The 21,492-nt window shown below is 72.8% G+C and carries 17 protein-coding genes; 11 read left to right on the forward strand and 6 right to left on the reverse strand.

The annotated features are described in order from the left end of the window. Nucleotides 1-19: 19 nt before the first annotated feature. The 8 genes from ACL02U_RS08755 to ACL02U_RS08790 all read left to right on the forward strand — a co-directional run bounded on the left by ACL02U_RS08755 (nucleotide 20) and on the right by ACL02U_RS08790 (nucleotide 9,987). The gene (locus ACL02U_RS08755; protein ID WP_240121612.1) at nucleotides 20-310 is read left to right on the forward strand and encodes an acyl carrier protein; all 291 of its coding nucleotides are present in this window, start codon (nucleotides 20-22) and stop codon (nucleotides 308-310) included. Nucleotides 311-312: 2 nt separating this feature from the next. Continuing rightward, nucleotides 313-843, forward strand: coding sequence for a 3-hydroxyacyl-ACP dehydratase FabZ (gene fabZ / locus ACL02U_RS08760; protein ID WP_412790098.1), 531 nt, complete (start codon nucleotides 313-315; stop codon nucleotides 841-843). 297 nt (nucleotides 844-1,140) lie between these two features. Beyond that, nucleotides 1,141-3,153: an N-acetyltransferase family protein gene (locus ACL02U_RS08765; protein WP_412790099.1), complete on the forward strand. Its 2,013-nt coding sequence runs from the start codon at nucleotides 1,141-1,143 to the stop codon at nucleotides 3,151-3,153. Between the two features lie 32 nt (nucleotides 3,154-3,185). Continuing rightward, nucleotides 3,186-4,226 carry an aminomethyl transferase family protein gene (locus tag ACL02U_RS08770; protein WP_412790100.1) on the forward strand — a complete coding sequence of 347 codons (1,041 nt, stop codon included), beginning with the start codon at nucleotides 3,186-3,188 and terminating at the stop codon, nucleotides 4,224-4,226. Continuing rightward, nucleotides 4,226-6,538 (forward strand): beta-ketoacyl synthase N-terminal-like domain-containing protein, encoded by a 2,313-nt coding sequence (locus ACL02U_RS08775; protein ID WP_412790101.1) that lies wholly within the window; start codon nucleotides 4,226-4,228, stop codon nucleotides 6,536-6,538. Before ACL02U_RS08770 ends, ACL02U_RS08775 begins: the two co-directional genes overlap by 1 nt. A 182-nt stretch (nucleotides 6,539-6,720) precedes the next feature. Further along, complete coding sequence (locus ACL02U_RS08780; protein ID WP_412790102.1) at nucleotides 6,721-7,308, forward strand: hypothetical protein; 588 nt, start codon at nucleotides 6,721-6,723, stop codon at nucleotides 7,306-7,308. Then, nucleotides 7,305-8,471: a hypothetical protein gene (locus tag ACL02U_RS08785; RefSeq protein WP_412790103.1), complete on the forward strand. Its 1,167-nt coding sequence runs from the start codon at nucleotides 7,305-7,307 to the stop codon at nucleotides 8,469-8,471. The genes ACL02U_RS08780 and ACL02U_RS08785 overlap by 4 nt, the downstream gene beginning before the upstream one ends. Nucleotides 8,472-8,526: 55 nt before the next feature. Next, nucleotides 8,527-9,987, forward strand: a complete 1,461-nt coding sequence (locus ACL02U_RS08790; RefSeq protein WP_412790104.1) for a DHA2 family efflux MFS transporter permease subunit — start codon at nucleotides 8,527-8,529, stop codon at nucleotides 9,985-9,987. Between the two features lie 26 nt (nucleotides 9,988-10,013). Here the strand turns inward: ACL02U_RS08790 and ACL02U_RS08795 are convergent, their stop codons facing one another. Continuing rightward, nucleotides 10,014-11,009, reverse strand: a complete 996-nt coding sequence (locus ACL02U_RS08795; RefSeq protein ID WP_412790105.1) for a LuxR C-terminal-related transcriptional regulator — start codon at nucleotides 11,007-11,009, stop codon at nucleotides 10,014-10,016. Nucleotides 11,010-11,365: 356 nt separating this feature from the next. Between ACL02U_RS08795 and ACL02U_RS08800 the strand changes: the two genes are divergently transcribed. Together ACL02U_RS08800 and ACL02U_RS08805 are read left to right on the forward strand one after the other, a co-directional pair. After that, on the forward strand, nucleotides 11,366-11,689 hold the full coding sequence (locus ACL02U_RS08800; RefSeq protein ID WP_412790106.1) for a hypothetical protein: 324 nt from the start codon (nucleotides 11,366-11,368) through the stop codon (nucleotides 11,687-11,689). A 454-nt stretch (nucleotides 11,690-12,143) separates the two neighbouring features. Next, nucleotides 12,144-13,976, forward strand: coding sequence for a BTAD domain-containing putative transcriptional regulator (locus ACL02U_RS08805; protein WP_412790107.1), 1,833 nt, complete (start codon nucleotides 12,144-12,146; stop codon nucleotides 13,974-13,976). A 149-nt stretch (nucleotides 13,977-14,125) separates the two neighbouring features. Here the strand turns inward: ACL02U_RS08805 and pth are convergent, their stop codons facing one another. The 4 genes from pth to glmU all read right to left on the reverse strand — a co-directional run bounded on the left by pth (nucleotide 14,126) and on the right by glmU (nucleotide 18,208). Beyond that, entirely contained in the window at nucleotides 14,126-14,737 is a 612-nt protein-coding gene (pth, locus tag ACL02U_RS08810) for an aminoacyl-tRNA hydrolase (RefSeq protein WP_412790108.1), read from the reverse strand. Between the two features lie 87 nt (nucleotides 14,738-14,824). Further along, on the reverse strand, nucleotides 14,825-15,421 hold the full coding sequence (locus tag ACL02U_RS08815; protein ID WP_412790109.1) for a 50S ribosomal protein L25/general stress protein Ctc: 597 nt from the start codon (nucleotides 15,419-15,421) through the stop codon (nucleotides 14,825-14,827). Between the two features lie 218 nt (nucleotides 15,422-15,639). After that, complete coding sequence (locus ACL02U_RS08820) at nucleotides 15,640-16,620, reverse strand: ribose-phosphate diphosphokinase (RefSeq protein WP_412790110.1); 981 nt, start codon at nucleotides 16,618-16,620, stop codon at nucleotides 15,640-15,642. Between the two features lie 139 nt (nucleotides 16,621-16,759). Further along, the gene (gene glmU, locus ACL02U_RS08825; RefSeq protein ID WP_412790111.1) at nucleotides 16,760-18,208 is read right to left on the reverse strand and encodes a bifunctional UDP-N-acetylglucosamine diphosphorylase/glucosamine-1-phosphate N-acetyltransferase GlmU; all 1,449 of its coding nucleotides are present in this window, start codon (nucleotides 18,206-18,208) and stop codon (nucleotides 16,760-16,762) included. Nucleotides 18,209-18,679: 471 nt separating this feature from the next. Here glmU and ACL02U_RS08830 point away from each other — a divergent pair, with 471 nt between their 5' ends. Beyond that, nucleotides 18,680-20,107: a sensor histidine kinase gene (locus ACL02U_RS08830; protein WP_412790112.1), complete on the forward strand. Its 1,428-nt coding sequence runs from the start codon at nucleotides 18,680-18,682 to the stop codon at nucleotides 20,105-20,107. A gap of 153 nt (nucleotides 20,108-20,260) precedes the next feature. Here ACL02U_RS08830 and ACL02U_RS08835 read toward each other — a convergent pair whose 3' ends face one another. Further along, a complete protein-coding gene (locus ACL02U_RS08835) occupies nucleotides 20,261-21,430 on the reverse strand; it encodes a helix-turn-helix domain-containing protein (RefSeq protein ID WP_412790113.1) in 1,170 nt (389 codons plus the stop codon). Nucleotides 21,431-21,492 lie beyond the last annotated feature (62 nt).

A 21,492-nucleotide genomic window follows, 5' to 3' on the forward strand; every position in this document is an offset into this window, starting at 1 on the left:
CGCACGAGAGGACCCCGTCATGCCCGCCGCCACCTTCGAGGACATCCGCAGCCAGGCCGAGGCGCGCCTGGAGAAGAACACGAAGATCAAGACGATGATCATCGAGCGTCTCGGCCTGGACGTCGAGCCGGCCGTCGTCTCCGACAACCAGCCGCTGTTCGGCCGCGGTCTGGAGATGGACTCGCTGGACACCCTGGAGATCGTCGTCATGGTCAACAACGAGTTCGACGTCCTGATCAGCGACGACGACTTCGAGGCCTTCGGGTCCATCAACGCCCTGGTCGACTTCGTCGAAGCGCGCGAGGCCTGAGCATGACGGTCACCTCCGAGGCGTCCGCCCGGTCGAAGCGGACCTTCAGCTACTCCTCCGACGACATCAAGCGGATGCTGCCGCACCGCTGGCCCATGCTGATGATCGACCGCGCCTTCGACGTCGTCCCCGGCGTCTCCGGCCGCGGCGTGAAGAGCGTCTCGGTGAACGAGCCGTTCTTCGCCGGGCACTACCCCGACCACTCGATCATGCCGGGCGTGATGATCGTCGAGGCGATGGCGCAGCTCGTCGCGGTCGTCTACGTCGCCGAGATCATCGAGGCCCCCGCCCCGGAGGACGGCGGGACCGAGGCGGCGGGCGACCCGTCGCAGAGCGTCGGCTACCTCGGTTCCATCAGCTCGATGAAGTTCTCCCGGCTCGTCGTCCCGGGCGACCAGCTCCGCCTGGAGGCCAAGCTCGGCCAGCGGCTGCGGGGTCTGCGGCAGGTCACGGTGCGGGCCAGCGTGGGCACCGAACTCGCCGCCTCCGGCTCGCTGATCGTCACCACCGGCCGCAAGGACGCCGGGAGCTAGCGCTGCGGCCGGAAGGGTTCACCGGTTCGCGACGCCCGGCAGACCCTTCCGGCCACAGCACCCGGGTGTTCCGCAGGTCCCGCGGCACCGCGCAGGACCTGCGGAACACCCCGGTGCCGCGGCGGGGCGGCGCCCGCCCCGCCGCGACGCCCGGCGCGCGCCCGCCCGAGGCTCCGGGCCGGACGCCGTCCGGCGCGGTGCCGGCGGCGCGCCGGGCACCGCGGGACCGTGCGCCCGACGGCCACGGCACCGGCGCCGCACCGAGAGGCATCCCGTCCGAAGAGAAGGAGGTGTGGAATGTCCCTCACGATCCGCCCGTACCAGCAGGGCGACGCGCATGACATCGCGGAGCTGTACAACCGCCACCGCGACAACCCCAACCCGGTGGCCGGCGGGATCACCGGCGGCGAACTGGAGCGCGAGCTGGCCGAACGGGACACGGCGACGTTCCTGGTGGCCGCCGACGGCAGCCGCGTGGTGGGCACCTTCGGCCTGTTCCGCAACACCGGCCGGCGCTGCGCCCGCGCCGGCGAGCTCATCGCCGACATGTTCTTCGTCGCACCGGCCTACCGGAACGGCGTCATCACCGGGCGGCTGTTCACGGAGGCCGTCGAATGGATGGTGCGGACCGGCTGCCTGGTGCTGCGGCTCACCGTCAACCCGGCCAACTCCGTGGCGTTCAAGCTGTACCGGCGGGTCGGCTGCGTCTCGGTCGGGCAGACCGTGCCCGGTGAGGACGGCAACGTCGAACTGCACAACTACATCCCGCTGATCCTGCGCAGCGTCTTCGCGGACCTCGGGGACGAGGTCAGGTCGGCCCTCGGGCAGCTCAGCAGCTTCGGCAGCGTCACCGAGTCCCGGGACGGCGAACTGCGCTCCGACGTGAAGCCGGTGGACGGCGTCCGCACCGTCGACTACGTCCTCGGGCTGGGCGAGTTCCGCCTCACCGCCAGTGTCGACGTCGACCGGGGGACCGTGCGGGAGGCGGCGATCACCGGAGCCGACGGCGCCGTCCGGGCCCTGCGGCTGGCCGGCCCCCCGTACTCCGTCCGCGCCCCGAAGGGCCTCCCGCCGCACCGGTTCGCGTCGGACGGCCTGGCCGTCGAGGTGGACGGCGACGACGGGACCGTACGCGTGCTGGCCCCCGGCCACCACGGGCCGGTGTTCGTCTCCACCTGGCCCGGCTGCCGTGCCGGGCGCTCGGCGGGCTGGCGCGAGGGAGAGCCGTGCGACCTGGAGGTCGTCCCCGTCGAGCACGGGCTGCGGATCACCGAACGGCTCGGCGACGAACAGGTCGTGGGCAGCGTCACCCTCCACGACGGCGTCCTGCGCCAGGACTTCACCTTCACCGGCCGCCCCGGCCGCGTCTTCCAGACCGTCGGACTGCGCCAGGGCACCTTCGACCACGGCGACGGCGCGGCCCGTCCGATCGGGCTCGGCCTGGGCGTCCGCGACGCCTCCGAAGTGGTCGCCGCCTCGCTCGAGGTCCCGCTCGGCGACCGACTCGACTGGCAGGGCGCCTCGTTCGGGGTCCGGCTGCCGGTCCGGGAGCCGGTGCGACTCATCCACAGCACGCTCCTGGAGCGCGTCCTGGAGCCCGGCGAGGACGGCGTGGCCCGACTGCGCACCGAGTTCCGCACCCGGCCCGCGCCCGAGGCCCGGCCCCGCACGGCCGCCCGGCCCGCCGCTCCCGCGCGCGAGCTGAGGCTGGCCGCGTCCGCCGCCGGTGTCACCACCTGGCGCGAAGGCACCACCAAGGTCCTGCGCAGCCCGTACCCGCGCGTTCGGGCGTTCGGCAACAACCCGCGCTGGTCGGCGGGCATGTGGGTGACGGCCGAGCACGACCGCGCCGGCCGTGCCAGCGGCCTCGGCTGGGGCGTCAGGACGTCGGCGCCCTGGGAGGAGAAGCACCCCTTCGCCCTGTTCTCGCCGCGCGAGCGGATCGGCTGGGAGCTCACCGGCGCCGAGGATCCGGCCGAGCCGGTGCGCGTCGACGTGCAGGCCCCCGGCCACGAGGAGGAGGCCGTCCTCTGGATCACCCCGAACGCCTCGCGGAAGACCGCCGTGGTGCTGGACTCGGCGAGCACCGCATGGGAGCTCGACTCCACCGAGTTCCGCCAGATCTGGGCCTCGGCCGCCGCAGTGCGGCTGTCCGACGGCAACTGGCTCGACGTCCGGCCCGCCGACCCCCGACCCGACGCCGAGATCGTGCTCCGCACGACCCCCTCGGGTCTCCTCGTCGGCTGCGTGTCCCCGGCCCTGCGGGAGAGCTCCTGGCACCTGGCCGTCCACCCCGAACCCGTCCTCTGAACCACCCCCCGTCGAAAAGGAAACCGCACACCATGACCACCTCCGTTGCCGCGTCCCGCACCCAGGCCGACGACTACGCCACCGTCCGCACCACCGTCGGCTCCTACCGGATCACCGCCCCCTTCGTGCGGATCACCGGGGACGAGCGGCTGAGCCTGCTGGACCAGTTCCTCGCCAAGTCGGCCGAGTTCGTGGAGCCGGACACCGTCCGCGAGGCTCTGGCACTGAACGAGGACGGCTCGCCGTTCGCGGTCCTGCTGCACTTCGAGATCGGCGACGACTCCTGGCTGCTGCCCCGTACCGAGGTCACCGCCGAGGAACTCGGCGCCTACCTGGCGGAGCTGGACCTCCCCGCGGGCGTCGAGATCGACGTCGAGCCGGAGGGCTGGGGCGCCACGGCCTTCGAGGGCCCGACGGCCTGGTCGGTGGCCTCGAGGTTCGTCGACTTCGACATCTCCGGCCTGACCCTGCACGGAGTCACCGAGGCGACGCTCGCCGACGACCAGGCCGCCCTGGCCCACCTGGCGCGCGTCGGCACCACCGGCGAGTACGGCTACCTGCTGCTCACCAACGCCCCCGAGACCGCCCACGCGGCCGCGCTCGCCGCGGTCGAGGAGCAGGGCGGCGCCCCCGTCGGCCCCGAGGGGCTGGCCCGGGTCCAGGCCGAGGCCGGCATGGGCGTCTTCGCGGCCGGCTTCGCCGGACTCTCGGTGGCCGCGGCCGACCTGTCCTGGATGGTCGACTGGGAGCGCGTCGGCGAGTTCCGCGGCTCCGACGGCCTGGTCAAGCCGACCACCGAGACGGCCAGGGTGACCGCGCTCGCCGCGCCGGCCGACAGCCGCTTCGCCCCCGGCACCGAGGTCACCGCGGCCGGCCGGCCGGCGGGCACGATCCTGTGGCAGGCGCCCTCCGCCAACCCGGAGGAGGAGCTGGTGCTCGCCCTGCTGGACGCTCCGTTCTGGGTTCCCGGCCTCGAACTGGCGGGCCTCGACGAGCAGTCGGCGGAGCGTCCGCTGCGCACGGCCACCCTGCCCCGGGTGATCGCCCGCTCCCTCACCACCCGGATCGCCTGATGGGTACGCCGAGAATCGCCCTCACGGGCCTGGGACTGATCACCGGAGCCGGTGAGGACGTCGAGAAGGGCTGGTCGTCGATCACGGCGGGCACCTCCGGTATCCGCACCAACACCCTGTTCGACGCCTCCGAGCTGCTGACCCAGTGGGCCGGCATGGTCACCAGCCCGCAGGCGGCCGGTCTCGACCGCTGCTACAGCCTCGCGGCCACCGCCATCCGCGAGGCGCTGCGCGGCAGCGGGCTGGACCTGGACGCCGTCGACCGGAACCGGGTCGCGGTGGTGGTCGGCTCCAGCCTCGGCGCCATGCCCACGCTGGAGGGCGTCCACGCGGGCCTGGTCCACGAGGGCACGCTGGACGCGGAGCAGGCCGCCGCCTCCCAGCTGCCGTGCGTCGGCGACTTCATCGCCGCCGAGTTCGACCTGCGCGGCCCGCGGGTGGTGCTGTCCAACGCCTGCGCCGCCAGTGCGGTCGCCCTCGGCTACGCGGCCGAGCTGCTGTGGAAGGGGGACGTCGACTACGTCGTCTGCGGCGGCGTGGACCCGCTCGCCTCCCTGTCGGCGTACGGCTTCAGCGCGCTGGGCGCCCTGGACCCCGAGCCCTGCTCGCCGATGTCGGCCTCCACGGGCCTGACCCTCGGCGAGGGCGCCGGGTTCATGGTGCTGGAGGCGGCCGACCGGGCCGCCTCGCGGGGCGCCCGGGTCCTCGCCGAGCTCGGCGGCTACGGACTCTCCTGCGACGGCTACCACCAGACCGCCCCCGACCCCAGCGGCAAGGGCGCCTGCGCGGCGATGGCGCAGGCCTTGGAGACCGCGGGCCTCGGCCCGTCGGACGTCGACTACCTCAACCTGCACGGCACCGGCACCCCCGCGAACGACGCCTCCGAACCCAAGGCGGTCAAGCTCCTGTTCGGCGCCGACGTCCCGCCGGCAAGCTCGACGAAGTCGATCGTGGGCCACACGCTCGGCGCGGCCGGTGCGGTGGAGGCGGTCGTCAGCACCCTCGCCGTCGACCGGGGCATGCTGCCCCCGACGATCAACACGCGGGGCGTCCCGTCACCGTTCGGCCTGGACATCGTCCCGGAGACGGGGCGCCCGTCCGAGCCCGGTGTGGTCCTGTCCAACTCCTTCGCCTTCGGTGGCAACAACGCCTCCGTGGTGATCCACAAGCCCGGTCGGGTCGGTGGCTCGCCGCGTCGCACCGAGCAGGTCCAGGACGTGGTGGTGACGGGCACCGCCGGCCTCGCGGGCGCCGCCGGCAGCACCCAGGCGCTGTTCGAGGCACTGGCCGAGGAGCGCGCCTGCTTCACCGGGCTGGAGCACGTCGAGGGCGTGGGCGAGGTCCCGGTCGGCCGCGTGGACATCCGGTCGGCCGCCCGGGGCGTCAACCCGAGCCGGGTCCGCCGTATGGACCCGCTCAGCCTGCTCGCCGCCGCGGCGGTCGCCGACCTGTACGGCCGCCACGGCAAGCCCTCCAGGGCGGAGGCCGAGGGCACCGGCATCGTGTTCGCGACCGGCTACGGCCCGGTGACCTCGGTGCTGCGGTTCCACAAGGGCATGCTGCAGCAGGGCATCACCGGCGCCAACCCGTCGCTGTTCGCCAACACGGTGGTGAACGCGGCGGCCGGCCATGTCGCCATGCTGAACCGCTACCGCGGCTACACGGCGACGATCGCCAACGGCGGTACGAGCTCGGTCCTGGCGCTGCAGCTCGCGGCCCGCGTGATCGCCCGGGGCGCGGCGGAGCGCATCATGGTCGTCATCGCGGACGAGTTCCCGGAGCAGGCGCTCGCCACCCGGGCCGGCCTCCCCGGTTACGCCCGCACGCCGCACGTGGTCCCGGGCGCCCGCACCGGCATGGTGCTGGCCGAGGGCGCGTCGGCGATCCTGCTGGAGAGCGAGCGGTCGGCGGCCCTGCGGGACGCCCCGGTGCTGGCCCGGGTGAAGGGCTTCGGCGCCTCGGGCGAGTCGGTGGGCATCGGCGGCCTCGGCCGGGACGGCGAGGCGTGGGCGCGCTCGCTGCGCGCCGCGATGGCGGAGGCGGGCACCGGTCCGGCCGACATCGCCACGGTCGTCTCGGCGGCCTCCGGCTACACGCTGGTCGACGTGGCCGAGCGGCAGGCCATGAAGCACGCGGGCCTGTCCGACCGCCCGGTCCTGGCGCCGAAGGCCCTGCTCGGCGAGACCTACGGCAGTGCGGGCGCCCTCGGCCTGACGGCGGCCCTCAACGGGGACGCCGGGGGCCATGTGCTGCTGTCCAGCTTCGCCCACGGCGGCAGCTACGCGGCGGCCGTGTTCGACACGGGGGCGTGATGGGCGGGCCGACGGAGCCGGTGCCGGACCCGCTGGACGGGCCGTCGCACGCCCCGGACCGGCGGTCGCCCGCCGGCTCCGGCCGGCTGCGCACGGTCCGGTGGGGGTCCGGGGACGGGGCCGGTCGGGCCGGAGGGGCGTCCGGGGCCGCGGCCCCGGACGGTCCGCGCCACCGGCCCGCCGTGATCGACTGCCTCGTCACCCGGCACCACGGCCTCCCGCGCGACCGCACGGGGCACCGCCTGAACGCCTCCGGCCGCTCCCTCGTCCTCGACGCCGTCGCCACCCTCCACGGAGTCGGGCTCACCGCGGCCGACCTGGCCAGGGACGCCCACCGACGCTGGAGCGTCCCGGCTCTCGGCGCGGCCGCCTCGGTGGCGCACTGCGACGACTTCAGCGCGGTGGCCCTGTCCACCGGACCGCACGTGGGGGTCGACCTGCAGGACGAGCGGTACCGTCCGGGCGCCATGCGGTGGCTGGGCGAGTTGCTGGGCCGTCGGGAACCGGCCGGCATCCGGGACTTCGCCGAGTGCGAGGCGCTCATCAAGGCCTCGCACCTGACGAAGGAGACCTTCGCCGGGGTCCGGCTGCCGGACTGGCGGCCGGGCTGGCGCCCCACCAACCTCCCGTCCTACCGGGTGTGCTCGGCCACCCTCGCGCCCGAACGCCCCGACCTGCACCTCGCCCTCGCCGCCGCCGGACCCGCGCGGGTCCGCTGGTGGCGGCAGTCCCCCGGACGCCCGGCCGTCCTCCCCCTGGAGCCCGCATGACAGCAACAGCCACAGACCAGGTTCCCCGGCCCTACCAGCGCCGCATCTCGCAGATCGAGCGCGGCTACCTCAACGCCGCCGCAACCGGCACCCCGCAGCTGATCCAGATGGTCGTCGAGGGCGTGGGCCGTATCGACGCCGAGGCGCTGGAGCAGGCCGTGCGGGGCGCCGTCCTGGTCGGTCCCGGCCTGGCGGTGCGCCGCCGTGCCACGGCCTGGCGCGCCGACGGCCCGCTCCCGCCGGTCCGGGTGCTGCCCGACGGCGCCGGTCCCGACCATCCGTTCTTCCACGGCGATCTCGACGTGGTCACCGGCCCGGTGTGCGAGGTGGGCCTGTCGGCCGGCCCGTCCGGGACCCGGCTGGTCGTCCGCGCGAGCCACATCGTCACGGACGGCCGGGGCCTGCGGCAGTGGATCGCCGACGTGTTCCGCATCCTGCGCGGCGAGGAGCCCCTGGGCGCCGGGGCGGTCGTCGACGACACCCATTTCCGCAAGGCCGCCGGCACCGTGCCGCGGGCCGAGCCGCCCGCCCGGCTGGGCGGCCTGCCCGCGATCCTCGGCCGCGGTCCCGCCGAGAGCACGCCGCTGTGGAACCGCCGCCGCGTCCCGGCCGCGCCGTCCGCGGTCACCGCGCGCGTGGCGGCGGCCGTCTCCCGGCACCTGGCCACCGACACGGGGCGCCTGATCGTCCCGGTCGACCTGCGCCGCCATGACCGCGCGGTGCGCTCCACCGCGAACCTGACGTCCCAGCTGGTGCTGGACCTGCGGCGCGACGACGACTGGAAGCGGCTGCACGGACAGGTCCTGCGCGCCCTGCTCAGCAAGCGTGAAGTGGCCTCGCTCGAGAAGGACTTCCTGCGCAGCAACCCCTTCGCCAACAGTCTGCGCGAGGCGCAGGAGCTGGACGGCACCCGTTTCCCGTGCACGGCGATCGTGTCCGACCACGGCCCCGTCGACGTCGAGGAGCTGCGCACCGACGACTTCCGGCCCACCGCCTTCTTCACGCTGCCGATGCTCGTGCCCTACGCCGAGATGTTCCTGAGTACCTGCCAGTTCGGCGAGGAGACCGAGGTCACCCTCTCCTGCCGGCGGCGCCCGGGCGCCCTGGAAGCGAGCGACGCCGTCCTCGACGACGTCGAGCACGCCCTCGTCCACACCGGCTGACCCGCCCCCCTTCCCGTTGATCCGCCGCCCCACTGATCCCCGAGGACGTTCACCCATGTCGCTGACCGCACGGACCGAAGAGGGCACCCCGGGCCCTCCCGAGGGCACCGGGCAGAAGAGCTCAGCCCCGTCCGGTCCCACCAAGTTCACCATGGCCGCCGCCATCACCGGCGGTTTCATCGCCCTGCTCGACACCACCATCGTCAACGTGTCCCTGAAGGACACGACCGCCCGCTTCGGCGACATCAACCAGGTCCAGTGGGTGGTGACCGTCTACCTGATCGCCCTGGCCGCCGCCATGCCGGCCACGGGCTGGCTCGCCACCCGGTTCGGTGTCAGGCGGGTCTTCGCGAGTGCGACGACGCTGTTCCTGCTGGGTTCGGCGGCCTGCGCGCTCAGCCAGAGCCTGACCGAACTCGTCGTCTCGCGCGGGGTGTCGGGTGCCGCCGCCGGTGTGCTCACGCCCGTCTCCACGATCCTGCTCACCAGCGGCGTGCCGCGCGAGCACCTGGGGCGCGTCCAGGCGCTGAACGGCAGCGTCATGCTGATCAGCCCGCTGCTCGGCCCCACGATCGGCGGCCTTCTCGTCGGGGCCGGCGGATGGTGGGCGGTGTACGCCGTCAACGTCCCGCTGTGCGCGGCACTGCTGTTCGTGACCCTGCGCTGGGTGCGCAGGGACGCGCCGGCCGGGCAGCAGGTGAAGCCGCTGGACGTGGTGGGCCTGGTGTCGTCGGCCGTGTGCACGGTCTGCACCGTGCTCGCCATCCACGAGTTCTCCGCCCATGCCTTGAGCGGCCGTGCGGACTTCCTGGTGCCGCTGGCGCTGGCGGTGGCGAGCGGTGCCGTGTTCGTCGTGCGCGGGCTGCGGGCCCGCTTCCCGCTGCTGGACGTGCGGCTGTTCGCGATCCGGGTGTACCGGGTGTCCGCGATCAACATCTTCTGCCTCGGCTTCGTCCTGTACTCGCCGATGATGCTGATCCCGCTGTACTTCGAGAGCGCCCGCGGCGAGACGGCCGTCACGACCGGCCTGCTGATGTCGACGGGCGGGGTCGGCGTGGTGTGCGCGGCCTGGCTGTGCCGGGTCCTGATGAAGCGGATCGGCGGGGGCGCCACCGTCGTGCTCGGTATCTCGCTGACGATCGTGGCGACGCTCCCGCTGACCACGCTGTCCGCCGACACGTCCTACGTCCTGCTGTGCGCCAGCCTGGTGGTGCGTGGCCTGGGCACGGGTCTGACGATCGTGCCGGCGATGACGCGGGCGTTCGAGTCGATCAAGCCGCAGTCCATCCCGGACGCCTCCTCGCAGCTCAACCTGATCCAGCGGATCGGCGGTGCCGTGGCGATCGCCGTGGTGACGGTGGTCCTGGAGCAGGCGGCCGAGCGGCGCCACGGCCTGGTCCCGGGCGCTTTCGCCCATTCCTTCGGCTGGGTGCTCTGGGTCTACGGCGTCACCCTGGTCCCCGCTGTGGCGCTGCTGCTGGCGGACCGGCGGGAAGCGCGCCAGAACGCCGAATGACGACGGGTCACCGGGCGCCCGCGCCGTCAGCGGGAGGCGGGGAGCCAGCCGTCCTGCACGGCGCGGACGCCCGCCTCGAAGCGGCTGCGGGCGTCCAGGCGTTCCATCAGGGTGGCCGAAATACGGCGGGCGGTGCGTGCCGAGACCCCGAGTCGCTTGGCGATGACCTCGTCGGTGCAGCCCTGGGCGAGCATCTTCAGCACCGCCCGCTCCTGCGGCGGCATCCCTTTCGCGTCGCACTTGGGAGGGGCCCCGAGTGGTGTGGCGGTGTGCCACACGCTCTCGAAGAGCGCGCACAGGGCCGCCGCCGTCCCGGCGCCGTGCAGGACGACGCAGCCGGCCCGGGCGTTGTCGGTGTCGATCGGCAGCACCGCCCGCGCGCAGTCGAAGACGATCATGCGGATCGGCAGGTCGGCCGTGGTGCGCACCTGCCCGCCGAGCGAGTTGAGCCAGGTGACGTGTTCGAGGGTGGGCTGGTCGTTGCGCACGCTGTCCAGGTAGATCGTCCGCATCCGGACTCCGCGCCCCAGCAGTGCCGCGTTGGGTTTCCGGCTGGCCGCGAGGTCCTCGGCCGAGTGCGCACCGCCGGGTGCGAACGTCGCCACCTCGTGCCGGGTCGACTCCGCGAGTTCGGCCAGCCGCTCCCGGATCGCCTCCGGGCCGATGAGCTGCTCGGACTCGGTGTCCAGCGGGCGCGGGCGCAGTGAGGAGCATTCGGCGATCAGCCGGGCCGCGGCGGCCCGGGACACTTCCACACGCAACTGCTGCGCGGCGAGTTCCGCCTGCTGGCGCGCCAGCAGGACCTCCATCGCCGCCTCCGGGCCGATCGCCCGGAACCCTATGCCCTCCACGGCGGAGGGTTGTATCAGCGCGAGCTCGCTCAACCGGTCCAGGCCGCACCTGACCTGGTCCACCGTCAGTCCGATCAGGGTCGCCAGGGCCTTCACGCCGCCCCGGGGGCCGGTCAGCATCCCCCGGTACACGGCTTCGGCCACGGTATCCAGCCCCAGGGCGTCCAGCATGATGCGATCCCCTTGTCGACATCACCACGCACCGCGCACGTTGCGTTCGAAACTTTGGTCCCCTCGAGCCTATTACCGACCCTGAACACCGGAGGGATGCTGCATAACAGTTAGGTAAGATTTTGGACATCAGTTCGGGATTCAATATCTTGGGGCGCTCGGCCGCCGCCCGCCCGGGAGGACCGCTCGTTCCCGGGACGTCCGCGCGCCGGACGCGGGACCCGCGGCGGCCGAATCGCGCGCGCCCGGAAGTCGCACGTGACAGGCGTTTTGTAGGGTGGTGGCAAGTGCTCGCAGAGGACTTCCTCGCCGACGGAAACCCACACCGCCGCAGAACCGACGCCGAAGACGAACGCATGTATCTCATTCACGTGCGCCTGAGGGCGCCGGCCGGTGTGCCGGAACCGCCCGGCCTCGCTGCGATCATCTCCTCGTACGCGCAACGGGCGGGTGAAGCCGCGGGCAAGGAGGGGTGCGGACTTGAGCACGTGTCCGTCCACCCCCGTCCGGGAGGCGGTGTGACGCTCGGGATCTTCCTGCTGGCACCCTCCCTGGTCGCCGCCGAGCAGATCGCCGTCCGGCTCGTGGAAGGCGCCTTCGCGGGCCGCTCCGATGTGCGCGAGTACGCCGTGTCCGGAGCCGAGGTGGTCCTCGTACCGGGCCCCTGGTGGGACGACTGACCCCGCATCACCCCAGGTCGGGGTGGACGGGTTAGGCCATAGCATGTTCCGTCCAGCCGTCCCGTGTGTGCGCCCGACCCCCATGGCGGCCATAGTGGGGGCGCCGACCGGGACCGAGGTCGGCGGGAATTGCTCCGGGGGGAGTGATTCCGCACCTCGTGCACCTGTTCTGCGGTCTTCCGCCCTGGTGCACCTTGAGAGAGGAACGCTGCGTTGGGCGCCCGTTTTTCCAGAAGAGTCATAGCCTGCCTCGTCGCGGTGGCCGGAATGGCCACCGTCGTGACGGTGGCGGACACCTCGCGGAACACCGCGCGCGCCGTCCACGTGGAGACCCGTACGACCGCCATCGCCCTCGCCCGCGACGTCACCTGGGGCGGCTGAGAAGGACCGGGGACTGGAGAGGCCTGCCGCAGAGGGAGCACGGGGCGTACCGGGCGCACAGGGGGACGAAGAGATGGAATTCCTGGTTCTGGGGCCGCTGGAGACGCGTGAGTCGGGTGAGCCCGTCCGCGTCCGGGGCATGCGGCAGCAGCGGCTGCTCGCCCTGCTGCTGCTCAACGCCAACCGGGTCGTTCCGGTGGGTCTGCTGGTGGACGAGCTGTGGGAGGACCCGCCGCCGTCCGCCAGGCCGCAGGTGCACAACGCGATCCGCGACCTGCGCCGCATCCTCGCCACGGCCGGAGCCGAGACCAGCCTGGTCACGGTGGACGTCGGCTACTGCCTCGTCGTCCCCGAGGAGGCAGTCGACGCCCACCGCTTCACCACCCGCGTACGGGCCGCCCGGACGGCCGAGCGGGAGGGCCGGTACACCGAGGCGATCCGCCTGCTGCAGTCCGCCGTGGACCTCTGGCGCGGAGAGGCCTTCGCCGGCATCGAGTGCCCGGCGGTCACGGGCGCCGCGGTCAAGCTCAACGAGCAGCGGCTGACCGTCATCGAGGACCTCATGACACTGCGGCTCAAGGCGGGTGAGGCCGGCTCGCTCGTCGGCGAACTGCACGCGCTGATCGCCGAGTACCCGCTGCGGGACTCGCTGCGCGGCAGTCTGATGATCGCCCTGTGCCGCAGCGGCCGGCAGGCGGAGGCCCTCGCGGTGTACGACGAGGGCCGGCGCTACCTGGTGGACGAGCTCGGCCTGGAGCCCAGCCCCCGGCTGCGTGGTCTACACGCGGAGATACTGGCCAACTCGCCGAACGTGCACGCCCCCGGGGAGCGCGCCGACCCGCACACGGCCCTCGCGCGGCCGGCGCTCGCCGACTCGTCCGGCCCGTCCCGCAACTTCCTGCCGCACGGCCTCACCGACTTCACGGCCCGCTCCGCCGAGCTGGACACCCTGCTCGCCGCCGCCCGGCAGGGGCAGCCGGGCTCGCCCGTGATGCTCGCGATCGACGGCATGGGCGGGGTCGGCAAGACCACGCTCGCCGTGCACCTCGCCCACCTGGTCACCCGGCAATATCCGGACGGCCAGTACTTCGTCAACCTGCGCGGCGTCAGCGCCACCCACACGCCCGTGCCGACGGAACAGGCCCTCGCCACCCTCCTGCTGGCCAGCGGGCTCGCCCCCGAGGCGATCCCGCCCAGCCTGGAGGAGCGCAGCGCCCTGTGGCGCTCACGGCTGGCCGGCCGCCGCTGCCTGGTCGTCCTGGACGACGCCGCCGACACCGCCGCCGTCACGCCCCTGCTGCCCGGTGCCGGGGGCACGCTGGTCCTGGTCACCAGCCGCCGCAAACTCACCGCGCTCGACGGCGCCCGGCCGCTGTGCCTGGACGTGCTGCCGCACGAGGACGCCGTCGCACTGTTCGCCCGGATCGTCGGAGAGCCGCGTGCCGGGCGCGAGGCCGAGCGGGTGGCGCAGGTCGTCGAGTTGTGCGGCAGGCTGCCGCTCGCCGTCCGGATCGCGGCGACCCGGCTGCGCGACCGCCCCGCCTGGACCGTGGCCGACCTGGCCGACCGCCTCGCGAGCGGATCGCAGCGGATGCGGTGCCTGCGCACCGGCGACCGCGACCTGATGGCCGTGCTGGCGGCGTCGTACGACCATCTGGACTCGTCCCAGCGGCACTTCAGCCGCGTCCTCTGCGGCCACCCCGACCCGTCCCACGACATCGCCCGGGCGGCCGCGGTCACCGGACTTCCGCAGGACGAGGTGGAACGCCACTTCGACGCGCTGATCGAGCACAACCTCGTCCGCGAGGACGTCCCGGACCGCTTCTCGGTCCACACGCTGCTGCGGGACTGCACAAGGGAGTTGGCGGCCCGGGAGGCGGAGACCGCCCTGCTGGCCGGAGTGTGACGCCCTGCCGGCCGGTACGACGCTCTGCCGGCCGGGGTGCGACGCCCTCCGGCCCCGAGTGCGACGCCCTGCCGGCCGGAGAGCGACGCCCTGCCGGCGCCGGGGTGCGCCGGCCGCGGCCGTCCGGAAGCCGGGGCGCGGAGCCCGGCTCAGGAGTTGTACGTGTCCTGGGCCCGCTCCAGCCCCTCGATCACCAGGCACTCCACCGCGTCCGCCGCACGGTCCACGAAGTAGTCCAGCTCCTTGCGCTCCGCAGAGGAGAAGTCCCGCAGCACGAAGTCGGCCACCGGCATGCGCCCCGGGGGCCGGCCGATGCCGAACCGCACCCGGTGGTACTCCCGGCCCGTCGCCTTGGTGAGCGACTTCAGCCCGTTGTGCCCGTTGTCGCCGCCGCCGAGCTTCAGCCGCAGCACCCCGTAGTCGATGTCCAGTTCGTCGTGCACGGCCACCACATGGGACAGCGGCACCTTGTAGAACTCGCGCAGCGCGTTCACCGGGCCGCCCGAGAGGTTCATGTACGACATCGGCTTCGCCAGTACGACGCGCCGGTTCGCCGGGCCCGGCGGGCCGATCCGCCCCTCCAGTACCTGCGCCTGCGCCCGGCCGGCCCGCTTGAACCGGCCGCCGATCCGCTCGGCGAGCAGATCGGCCACCATGAACCCCACGTTGTGCCGGTTCATCGCGTACTCGGGCCCCGGGTTGCCCAGCCCGACGACGAGCCAGGGGGCATCGGCGGGGGCCGTCTCGCCAGCGGTGCTCACGACCATCTCTCCTCGGCTGCGTCCACGGATACGCGCCGGCCGCCGCCCCGCACGGGACGGCGGCCGGCCGGGTCATACGGCGGGGGATCAGGCCTCGGAGGCCGCTTCGCCCTCGCCCTCGGCGCCCTCGGGCGCCTCCTCCACCTGCGCGGCCAGCACCTGGAGCACCACGGCGTCGCCCTCGACGGCCAGGGTGACGCCCGCGGGCAGCTTGATGTCCTTGGCGTGCACCGCGGCGCCCGCCTCCAGGCCCTCCACGGAGACGGTCACCGACTCCGGGATGTGCGTGGCCTCGGCCTCGACCGGCAGCGCGTCCAGGACGTGCTCCAGCAGGTTGCCGCCCGGCGCCAGCTCGCCCTCGGTGTGGACCGGGACGTCGACGTTGACCTTCTCGCCGCGCTGCACGAGCAGCAGGTCGACGTGCTCCAGGAAGCCCTTCAGCGGGTCGCGCTGCACGGCCTTCGGGATGGCCAGCTCGTTGGTCTTGCCGTCGATGTCCAGCGCGATCAGGACGTTCGGCGTGCGCAGCGCCATCAGCAGCTCGTGGCCCGGCAGCGTCACGTGCACCGGCTGGGTGCCGTGCCCGTACAGCACACCCGGAACCCGGTCGGCACGGCGGATGCGGCGCGCGGCGCCCTTGCCGAACTCGGTCCGCGACTCGGCGGCGATCTTCACCTCGGACATGGTCGTCACTCCTCGTAGAAGTCGAAAACGGACGGGGTCACCCGGCCACGAACGGCCTGCTACGAAGAGCGCGTCGATAACGGACCGCCGTACGGTCTCCGGAACAGCCGGAGAAGCGGTACGGCCTCCCTCGCCGAGCAACTGCGACAGTTTACCCGGATCCGGAGGCCGTACCCAAAACGATCAGCCGCGAAGGCGGTGAGGGCTGTGCAGAAACCTCACTGCTCGTCGAACAGGCTGGTCACCGAACCGTCCTCGAACACCTCGCGCACCGCGCTCGCGATCGTCGGCGCGATCGACAGCACCGTGATCTTGTCCAGGTCGCGGTGCAGCTCGCCCGGCGTCGGCAGGGTGTTCGTGAACACGAACTCGCCGACGCGGGAGTTCTTCAGCCGGTCGCTCGCCGGGCCGGACAGCACCCCGTGCGTCGCCGTCACGATGACGTCCTCCGCACCGTGCGCGAACAGTGCGTCGGCGGCGGCGCAGATCGTGCCGCCCGTGTCGATCATGTCGTCGACCAGCACGCACACCCGGCCCTCGACCTCGCCGACCACCTCGTGGACGGTGACCTGGTTCGCCACGTCCTTGTCGCGCCGCTTGTGCACGATCGCCAGCGGGGCGCCCAGCCGGTCGCACCACCGGTCCGCGACCCGCACCCGGCCGGCGTCCGGGGACACCACCGTCAGCTTGTCCCGGTCCACCTTGTCGCCCACGTAGTCCGCCAGCAGCGGCAGCGCGAACAGGTGGTCCACCGGGCCGTCGAAGAAGCCCTGGATCTGGTCCGTGTGCAGATCGACGGTGAGGATGCGGTCCGCACCGGCGCTCTTCATCAGGTCCGCGATCAGCCGGGCCGAGATCGGTTCACGTCCGCGGTGCTTCTTGTCCTGCCGGGCGTAACCGTAGAACGGCACGATGACCGTGATGGAGCGGGCCGAGGCCCGCTTCAGCGCATCGATCATGATCAGCTGTTCCATGATCCATTTGTTGATGGGAGCCGTGTGGCTCTGGATCAGGAAGCAGTCCGCACCGCGCGCCGACTCCTGGTAGCGGACGTAGATCTCGCCGTTGGCGAAGTCGAAGGCCTTCGTCGGGACGACCCCGACACCCAGCTGTTGGGCGACCTCCTCGGCAAGCTCGGGGTGGGCGCGGCCGGAGAAGAACATCAGCTTCTTCTCGCCGGTCGTCTTGATCCCGGTCACAGCACTGTCTCCTCAGAGGTGTGGTGTCGCAGCTGGGTGTCGAGCAGGCCTCGCCGCCAGGCGCGCGAGGCCGTCTCAGCTGGTGAAGTGCGGGTGTGCACTTATCACGGTACGCCGTCTTGAACGTACGCGTTTCCGGTCAGCTCGCGCCGCCGTCCTCCCGGGCGGCCGCCTCGGCCGCCTTCGCGGCCGCACTGCCCGGACGCTTGCGGGCCACCCAACCCTCGATATTCCGCTGCTGGCCACGGGCCACGGCCAGCGAACCGGGCGGCACATCCTTCGTGATCACCGAGCCGGCGGCGGTGTAGGCACCGTCCCCGACCGTGACCGGAGCCACAAACATGTTGTCCGAACCCGTCTTGCAGTGCGAGCCGACCGTGGTGTGGCTCTTGGTCTGGCCGTCGTAGTTGACGAAGACGCTCGCCGCGCCGATGTTCGTGTACTCGCCGATCGTCGCGTCGCCGACGTAGGACAGGTGCGGCACCTTGGTGCCCTCGCCGATCTCCGAGTTCTTGGTCTCGACGTAGGTGCCGATCTTCGACCGCACCCCCAGCCGCGTCCCGGGCCGCAGGTACGCGTACGGCCCCACCGACGCCTGCGGGCCGACCTCGGCGCCGTTCGCCACCGTGTTGTCCACCCGGGCCCCCGCACCCACCCGGGTGTCCGTCAGCCGGGTGTTCGGGCCCACCTCGCACCCCTCGGCCAGGTGCGTCGCACCGTGGAGCTGCGTGCCCGGGTGCACGACCGCGTCCCGCTCGAACGTCACCTCCGCGTCGATCCACGTGGACGCCGGGTCGACCACGGTGACACCGGAGAGCATCGCCTCGGTCAGCAGCCGCTCGTTCAGCGTCCGGCGCGCCTGCGCGAGCTGCACCCGGTTGTTGATCCCGGCGATCTCGCGGTGGTCACCGGCCACCGAGGCACCCACCCGGTGCCCGGCCTGCCGCAGGATCCCGAGCACGTCCGTGAGGTACTCCTCACCCTGGCTGTTGTCGGTCCGGACCTGCTTCAGCGCGTCCGCCAGCAGCCGGCCGTCGAAGGCGAACACCCCCGAGTTGATCTCCCGGACCGCCCGCTGCTCCTCGGTGGCGTCCTTGTGCTCCACGATGGCGGTGACGGCGCCGCTCGCCCCGTCCCGCACGATCCGGCCGTACCCGGTCGCGTCCGGCACCTCGGCGCTCAGCACGGTGACCGCGTTGCCGTCCTCCAGATGGGTGCCGGCCAGCTCCCGCAGCGTCCGGCCGGTGAGCAGCGGGGTGTCCCCGCAGACGACGATCACCGTGCCGTCCAGGTTCCCGCCCAGCACCTCCAGGCCCATGCGCACGGCGTGCCCGGTGCCGTTCTGCTCCTCCTGCACGGCGGTGCGCACCCCGGGCGCGGCCTCCGCCAGATGCGCGGTGACCTGCTCGCGCGCGTGGCCGACCACCACGACGAGGTTCTCGGGGTCCAGCTCACTGGCGGCGGAGACGACGTGGCCGACGAGGCTGCGGCCGCAGATCTCGTGCAGGACCTTGGGTGTGGCCGACTTCATACGGGTGCCCTCACCCGCTGCGAGTACGACTACGGCTGCCGGGCGGATGGCGCTCACGGGGTTGCCCTTCGGCTGTGGATGAGGAGGGGGTGGACATCCGCAGAATACCGGGGCGTTTCCGGGGCGACAGGGCGGTCGGCCCTGACGCGGGGGTCAGGGAACGCCCGCCGGCAGCTCCCCCATCAGGATTCGAACCTGAACTTAAGGGACCAAAACCCTCAGTGCTGCCTGGTTACACCATGGGGGATCGCGCCCGACCGGACCGGGCGGTCGGACGGACCGCCGATTCGGCACCCCACACTATGCCGTACCCGGACCCCTCCATGCGACGCCACCGGCCGCGGCCCTCCGGAACGCCGGCCACAGGGCACCCCTGAACGCCGGCCACATGGCACCCCTTGGCGGCCGGAGTTCACCGGTTCGCGTGCTACCGGCGGGTTTCGCTGCGATGCGACCACCCCGTGTGGTCTAAGCGGGTAGCGGAAACTCGCCGGAAAAGCCCCGCATCCCGCCCGTAGGCTGGGGGACATGACCACGACGGGGGAAGGCCACGCGGCGGCCCGCACCGGGCCCTGGTGGTGGGCGCGTTGGCGCAGCGCCGCGCTGGACGTCGGTCTGGCGCTGGTGTCGGCGGCGGAGTGCGCGGCGGAGGGGGTGCCGTTCGCGCGGGACGCGGGAATCCCGGTCGCCGCCGGTGCCGTGTTCGGAGCGCTGGCCGGCTCGGTGCTGCTGGTGCGGCGGAAGTGGCCGATCGCGGTGGTGCTGGTCGCGATCGCGGTGATGCCGGCCTGGATGGGCTTCCTGATGGGCATCGTGGGCCTCTACACGCTGGCCGCGTCCGAGCTGCCGCGCCGCATCACGGCGGCGCTCGCCGGGATGTCACTGCTGGGCACCCTGATCGTGTCGGTGGTGCGGGTGCGGCAGGGGATGGCGCACGGGGACGTGACCGTCGGCGGATGGTTCGTCCCCTTCGCGGCGATCACCACGTCACTGGGACTGACCGCCCCGCCGGTGCTGCTGGGGCTGTACGTGGGGGCGCGGCGACGGCTGATGGAGAGCCTGCGGGAGCGGGCGGACAGCCTGGAGCGCGAACTGCAGCTCCTCGCGGAGCGCGCGGAGGAACGGGCCGAGTGGGCCCGCGGCGAGGAACGCACCCGGATCGCACGCGAGATGCACGACGTGGTCGCCCACCGGGTGAGCCTGATGGTGGTGCACGCGGCGGCCCTGCAGGCGGTCGCGCGGAAGGACCCCGAGAAGGCGGTGCGGAACGCGGCCCTGGTCGGCGACATGGGCCGGCAGGCGCTCACCGAGCTGCGGGAGATGCTCGGGGTGCTGCGCAGCGGTGCCTCCTCGGGTGCCGGTGCACCCTCCGGCACGGGTGCGCCCTCGGGTGCCGGTGCGCGCTCCGGCGGCGATGCGTCCTCGGCCGGTGGTGCGCCGACCGCCGCGGTGTCCTCGCCGCCGCCCGCGGTGCCGCTCGCCGCGGTGGGGCAGGCCGCGGCCGCGGCGGCCTCGCGGGGGGCGCAGGACCCCGGGGAGGGTACGGAGGGGCCGTGCCTGGAGGAGCTGGAGGAGCTGGTCGGGCAGTCGGCGGCCGCGGGCATGGCCGTGGACCTCTCGGTCGAGGGGGAGTCCCGGCCCTACGCCCCGGAGGTCGAGCAGACCGCGTTCCGGGTGGTGCAGGAGGCGCTGACCAACGTCCACAAGCACGCGGCAGGCGCCAAGACCTACGTACGGCTCGCGCACCGGCTGTCGGAGATCGCGATGCAGGTGGAGAACGAGCCGCCGCCGACCGTGCCGTCCGCCTCGTCGGCACGCCTGCCGTCCGGCGGGAACGGACTGGTGGGCATGGAGGAGCGGGTCGTGGCGCTGGGCGGGGTCTTCCTGTCCGGCCCGACGGACGCGGGCGGCTTCCGGGTGTCGGCGGTCATCCCGGCGACCGCGGCCGCGGTCTAGGAGTGAGCGCGTCCGGCGCGCGTCCATGAGCGGGTACGGCCGGCGTCCGCGGGTTCTGCCGGAACCGCGCCGTGGGCGCTGCGCGGCATCTGGGCGTCGTCTTCGCCGGGCCGGGAACGGAAGCCGGGAAGGCGGTTCTTCACCCGGCCAGGTTCAGAGGGCGTAGGGGTCCTCCTCCAACGCGTCCGAAATGCCGTGGAGCGCGTCACGGACACCCATGGGTGCTCCGGGAAGCGAGATTCCCCGCCGGACCGTGGCGCCCAGCAGGCTGAGCGTACGTGCGGAGGCCGTTTCGCCGACGGTCGGGACCAGTGACGCCGCCAACTCCTCGGCATCCGTCCAGGCCTCGACTCGCAGAAGACACCCCAGCAGCCGGACGGCGGAAATGCCCCTGTACCCCACCGCGTCCCCTCCTCCACCGTGCAGAGCCCTCCGCAGGTGGGGAATTGCCTTCTCCCACTGCCCCGCCTCCTGGAAGGCGAACCCCTGGTGTCCGTCGATCTCGTTTGCGGTGACCCACCATGCCCAGTGCGGGTCACGGCAACCCACGCTCTCCTGGATGAGCGACCGCGCGCGGTCGAAGGATCGGCCGGCCGCCGCTTCCTGCCCCGATCCGGCCAGCCCCTTCGCTTCGCGGACTCTGAAGATCGCCTCGGTACGCGAGGAGAGACGACCCTGCTCGATGAGGGAACGCGCGATTGCCAACTCCTCGCGGGGGCGCCCTGTCCATCCGGCCTGCATGGCCATGTTCTGCATGATCAGCAGCTCGATCGAGCTGTCACCCGAAAGCCTCGCCAGGAAGAGCGCTTCCTGATTGAACCTGCGGGCTGCACCGTGCCTCTCGGCGTCGAACAGGGTCCATCCGGCGACTTCCGCCAACTCTGCTGCCGCCGCCTGGATATCGTGCTCCGCTCGGCGGTCGTATGCACCGGCACCCATCCGGCGATGAACGGACTTGAAGGCGCGTGCGGCCACGTCTGCGACGGGTAAGCCGTTCCTTTCGTTGTCGAGGGAGACGAGACGCTGCGACATGTCGCGAATGGCGTTCGCGAATCCCTCACCCCGGCCCTCGTCGAGGGTCGGCCCGCGCTCGGGCGAGACCCTCTCCTCCGCCGGGGCGGGGCGAGCCGCAAGGGCGACCAGTTCGCCGTTCGTTTCGAGTAGAGCCTCCAGTCCCTCGGCCAGTTGCGGGGACGGGGACTGCTTTCCGTTGAGGACGCGACTCAGATAGGCGACGTCGTAGTTGAGGGCGCGGGCGGCACCGCGCATGGTCAAGCGCCGTTCCGCCAGGGCTGCCCGGACTCGCGCTGCGAAGTCGCCCATTCCTGCTCCGGAAGGTGTTGACCGTTGACTTCCCAGTGTAGTCAACGCTGGTCAACTCCCGC

It is taken from the genome of Streptomyces sp. MS06, from assembly GCF_047200655.1.
Taxonomy (GTDB): domain Bacteria; phylum Actinomycetota; class Actinomycetes; order Streptomycetales; family Streptomycetaceae; genus Streptomyces.

Excerpts from the sequence above, each read along its gene's own strand:
- ACL02U_RS08755 (WP_240121612.1), top strand. The coding sequence starts at position 20 with ATGCCCGCCGCCACCTTCGAGGACATCCGCAGCCAGGCCGAGGCGCGC.
- fabZ (WP_412790098.1), top strand. The coding sequence starts at position 313 with ATGACGGTCACCTCCGAGGCGTCCGCCCGGTCGAAGCGGACCTTCAGC.
- ACL02U_RS08765 (WP_412790099.1), top strand. The coding sequence starts at position 1,141 with ATGTCCCTCACGATCCGCCCGTACCAGCAGGGCGACGCGCATGACATC.
- ACL02U_RS08770 (WP_412790100.1), top strand. The coding sequence starts at position 3,186 with ATGACCACCTCCGTTGCCGCGTCCCGCACCCAGGCCGACGACTACGCC.
- ACL02U_RS08775 (WP_412790101.1), top strand. The coding sequence starts at position 4,226 with ATGGGTACGCCGAGAATCGCCCTCACGGGCCTGGGACTGATCACCGGA.
- ACL02U_RS08785 (WP_412790103.1), top strand. The coding sequence starts at position 7,305 with ATGACAGCAACAGCCACAGACCAGGTTCCCCGGCCCTACCAGCGCCGC.
- ACL02U_RS08790 (WP_412790104.1), top strand. The coding sequence starts at position 8,527 with ATGTCGCTGACCGCACGGACCGAAGAGGGCACCCCGGGCCCTCCCGAG.
- ACL02U_RS08795 (WP_412790105.1), bottom strand. The coding sequence starts at position 11,009 with ATGCTGGACGCCCTGGGGCTGGATACCGTGGCCGAAGCCGTGTACCGG.
- ACL02U_RS08800 (WP_412790106.1), top strand. The coding sequence starts at position 11,366 with ATGTATCTCATTCACGTGCGCCTGAGGGCGCCGGCCGGTGTGCCGGAA.
- ACL02U_RS08805 (WP_412790107.1), top strand. The coding sequence starts at position 12,144 with ATGGAATTCCTGGTTCTGGGGCCGCTGGAGACGCGTGAGTCGGGTGAG.
- ACL02U_RS08815 (WP_412790109.1), bottom strand. The coding sequence starts at position 15,421 with ATGTCCGAGGTGAAGATCGCCGCCGAGTCGCGGACCGAGTTCGGCAAG.
- ACL02U_RS08830 (WP_412790112.1), top strand. The coding sequence starts at position 18,680 with ATGACCACGACGGGGGAAGGCCACGCGGCGGCCCGCACCGGGCCCTGG.
- ACL02U_RS08835 (WP_412790113.1), bottom strand. The coding sequence starts at position 21,430 with ATGGGCGACTTCGCAGCGCGAGTCCGGGCAGCCCTGGCGGAACGGCGC.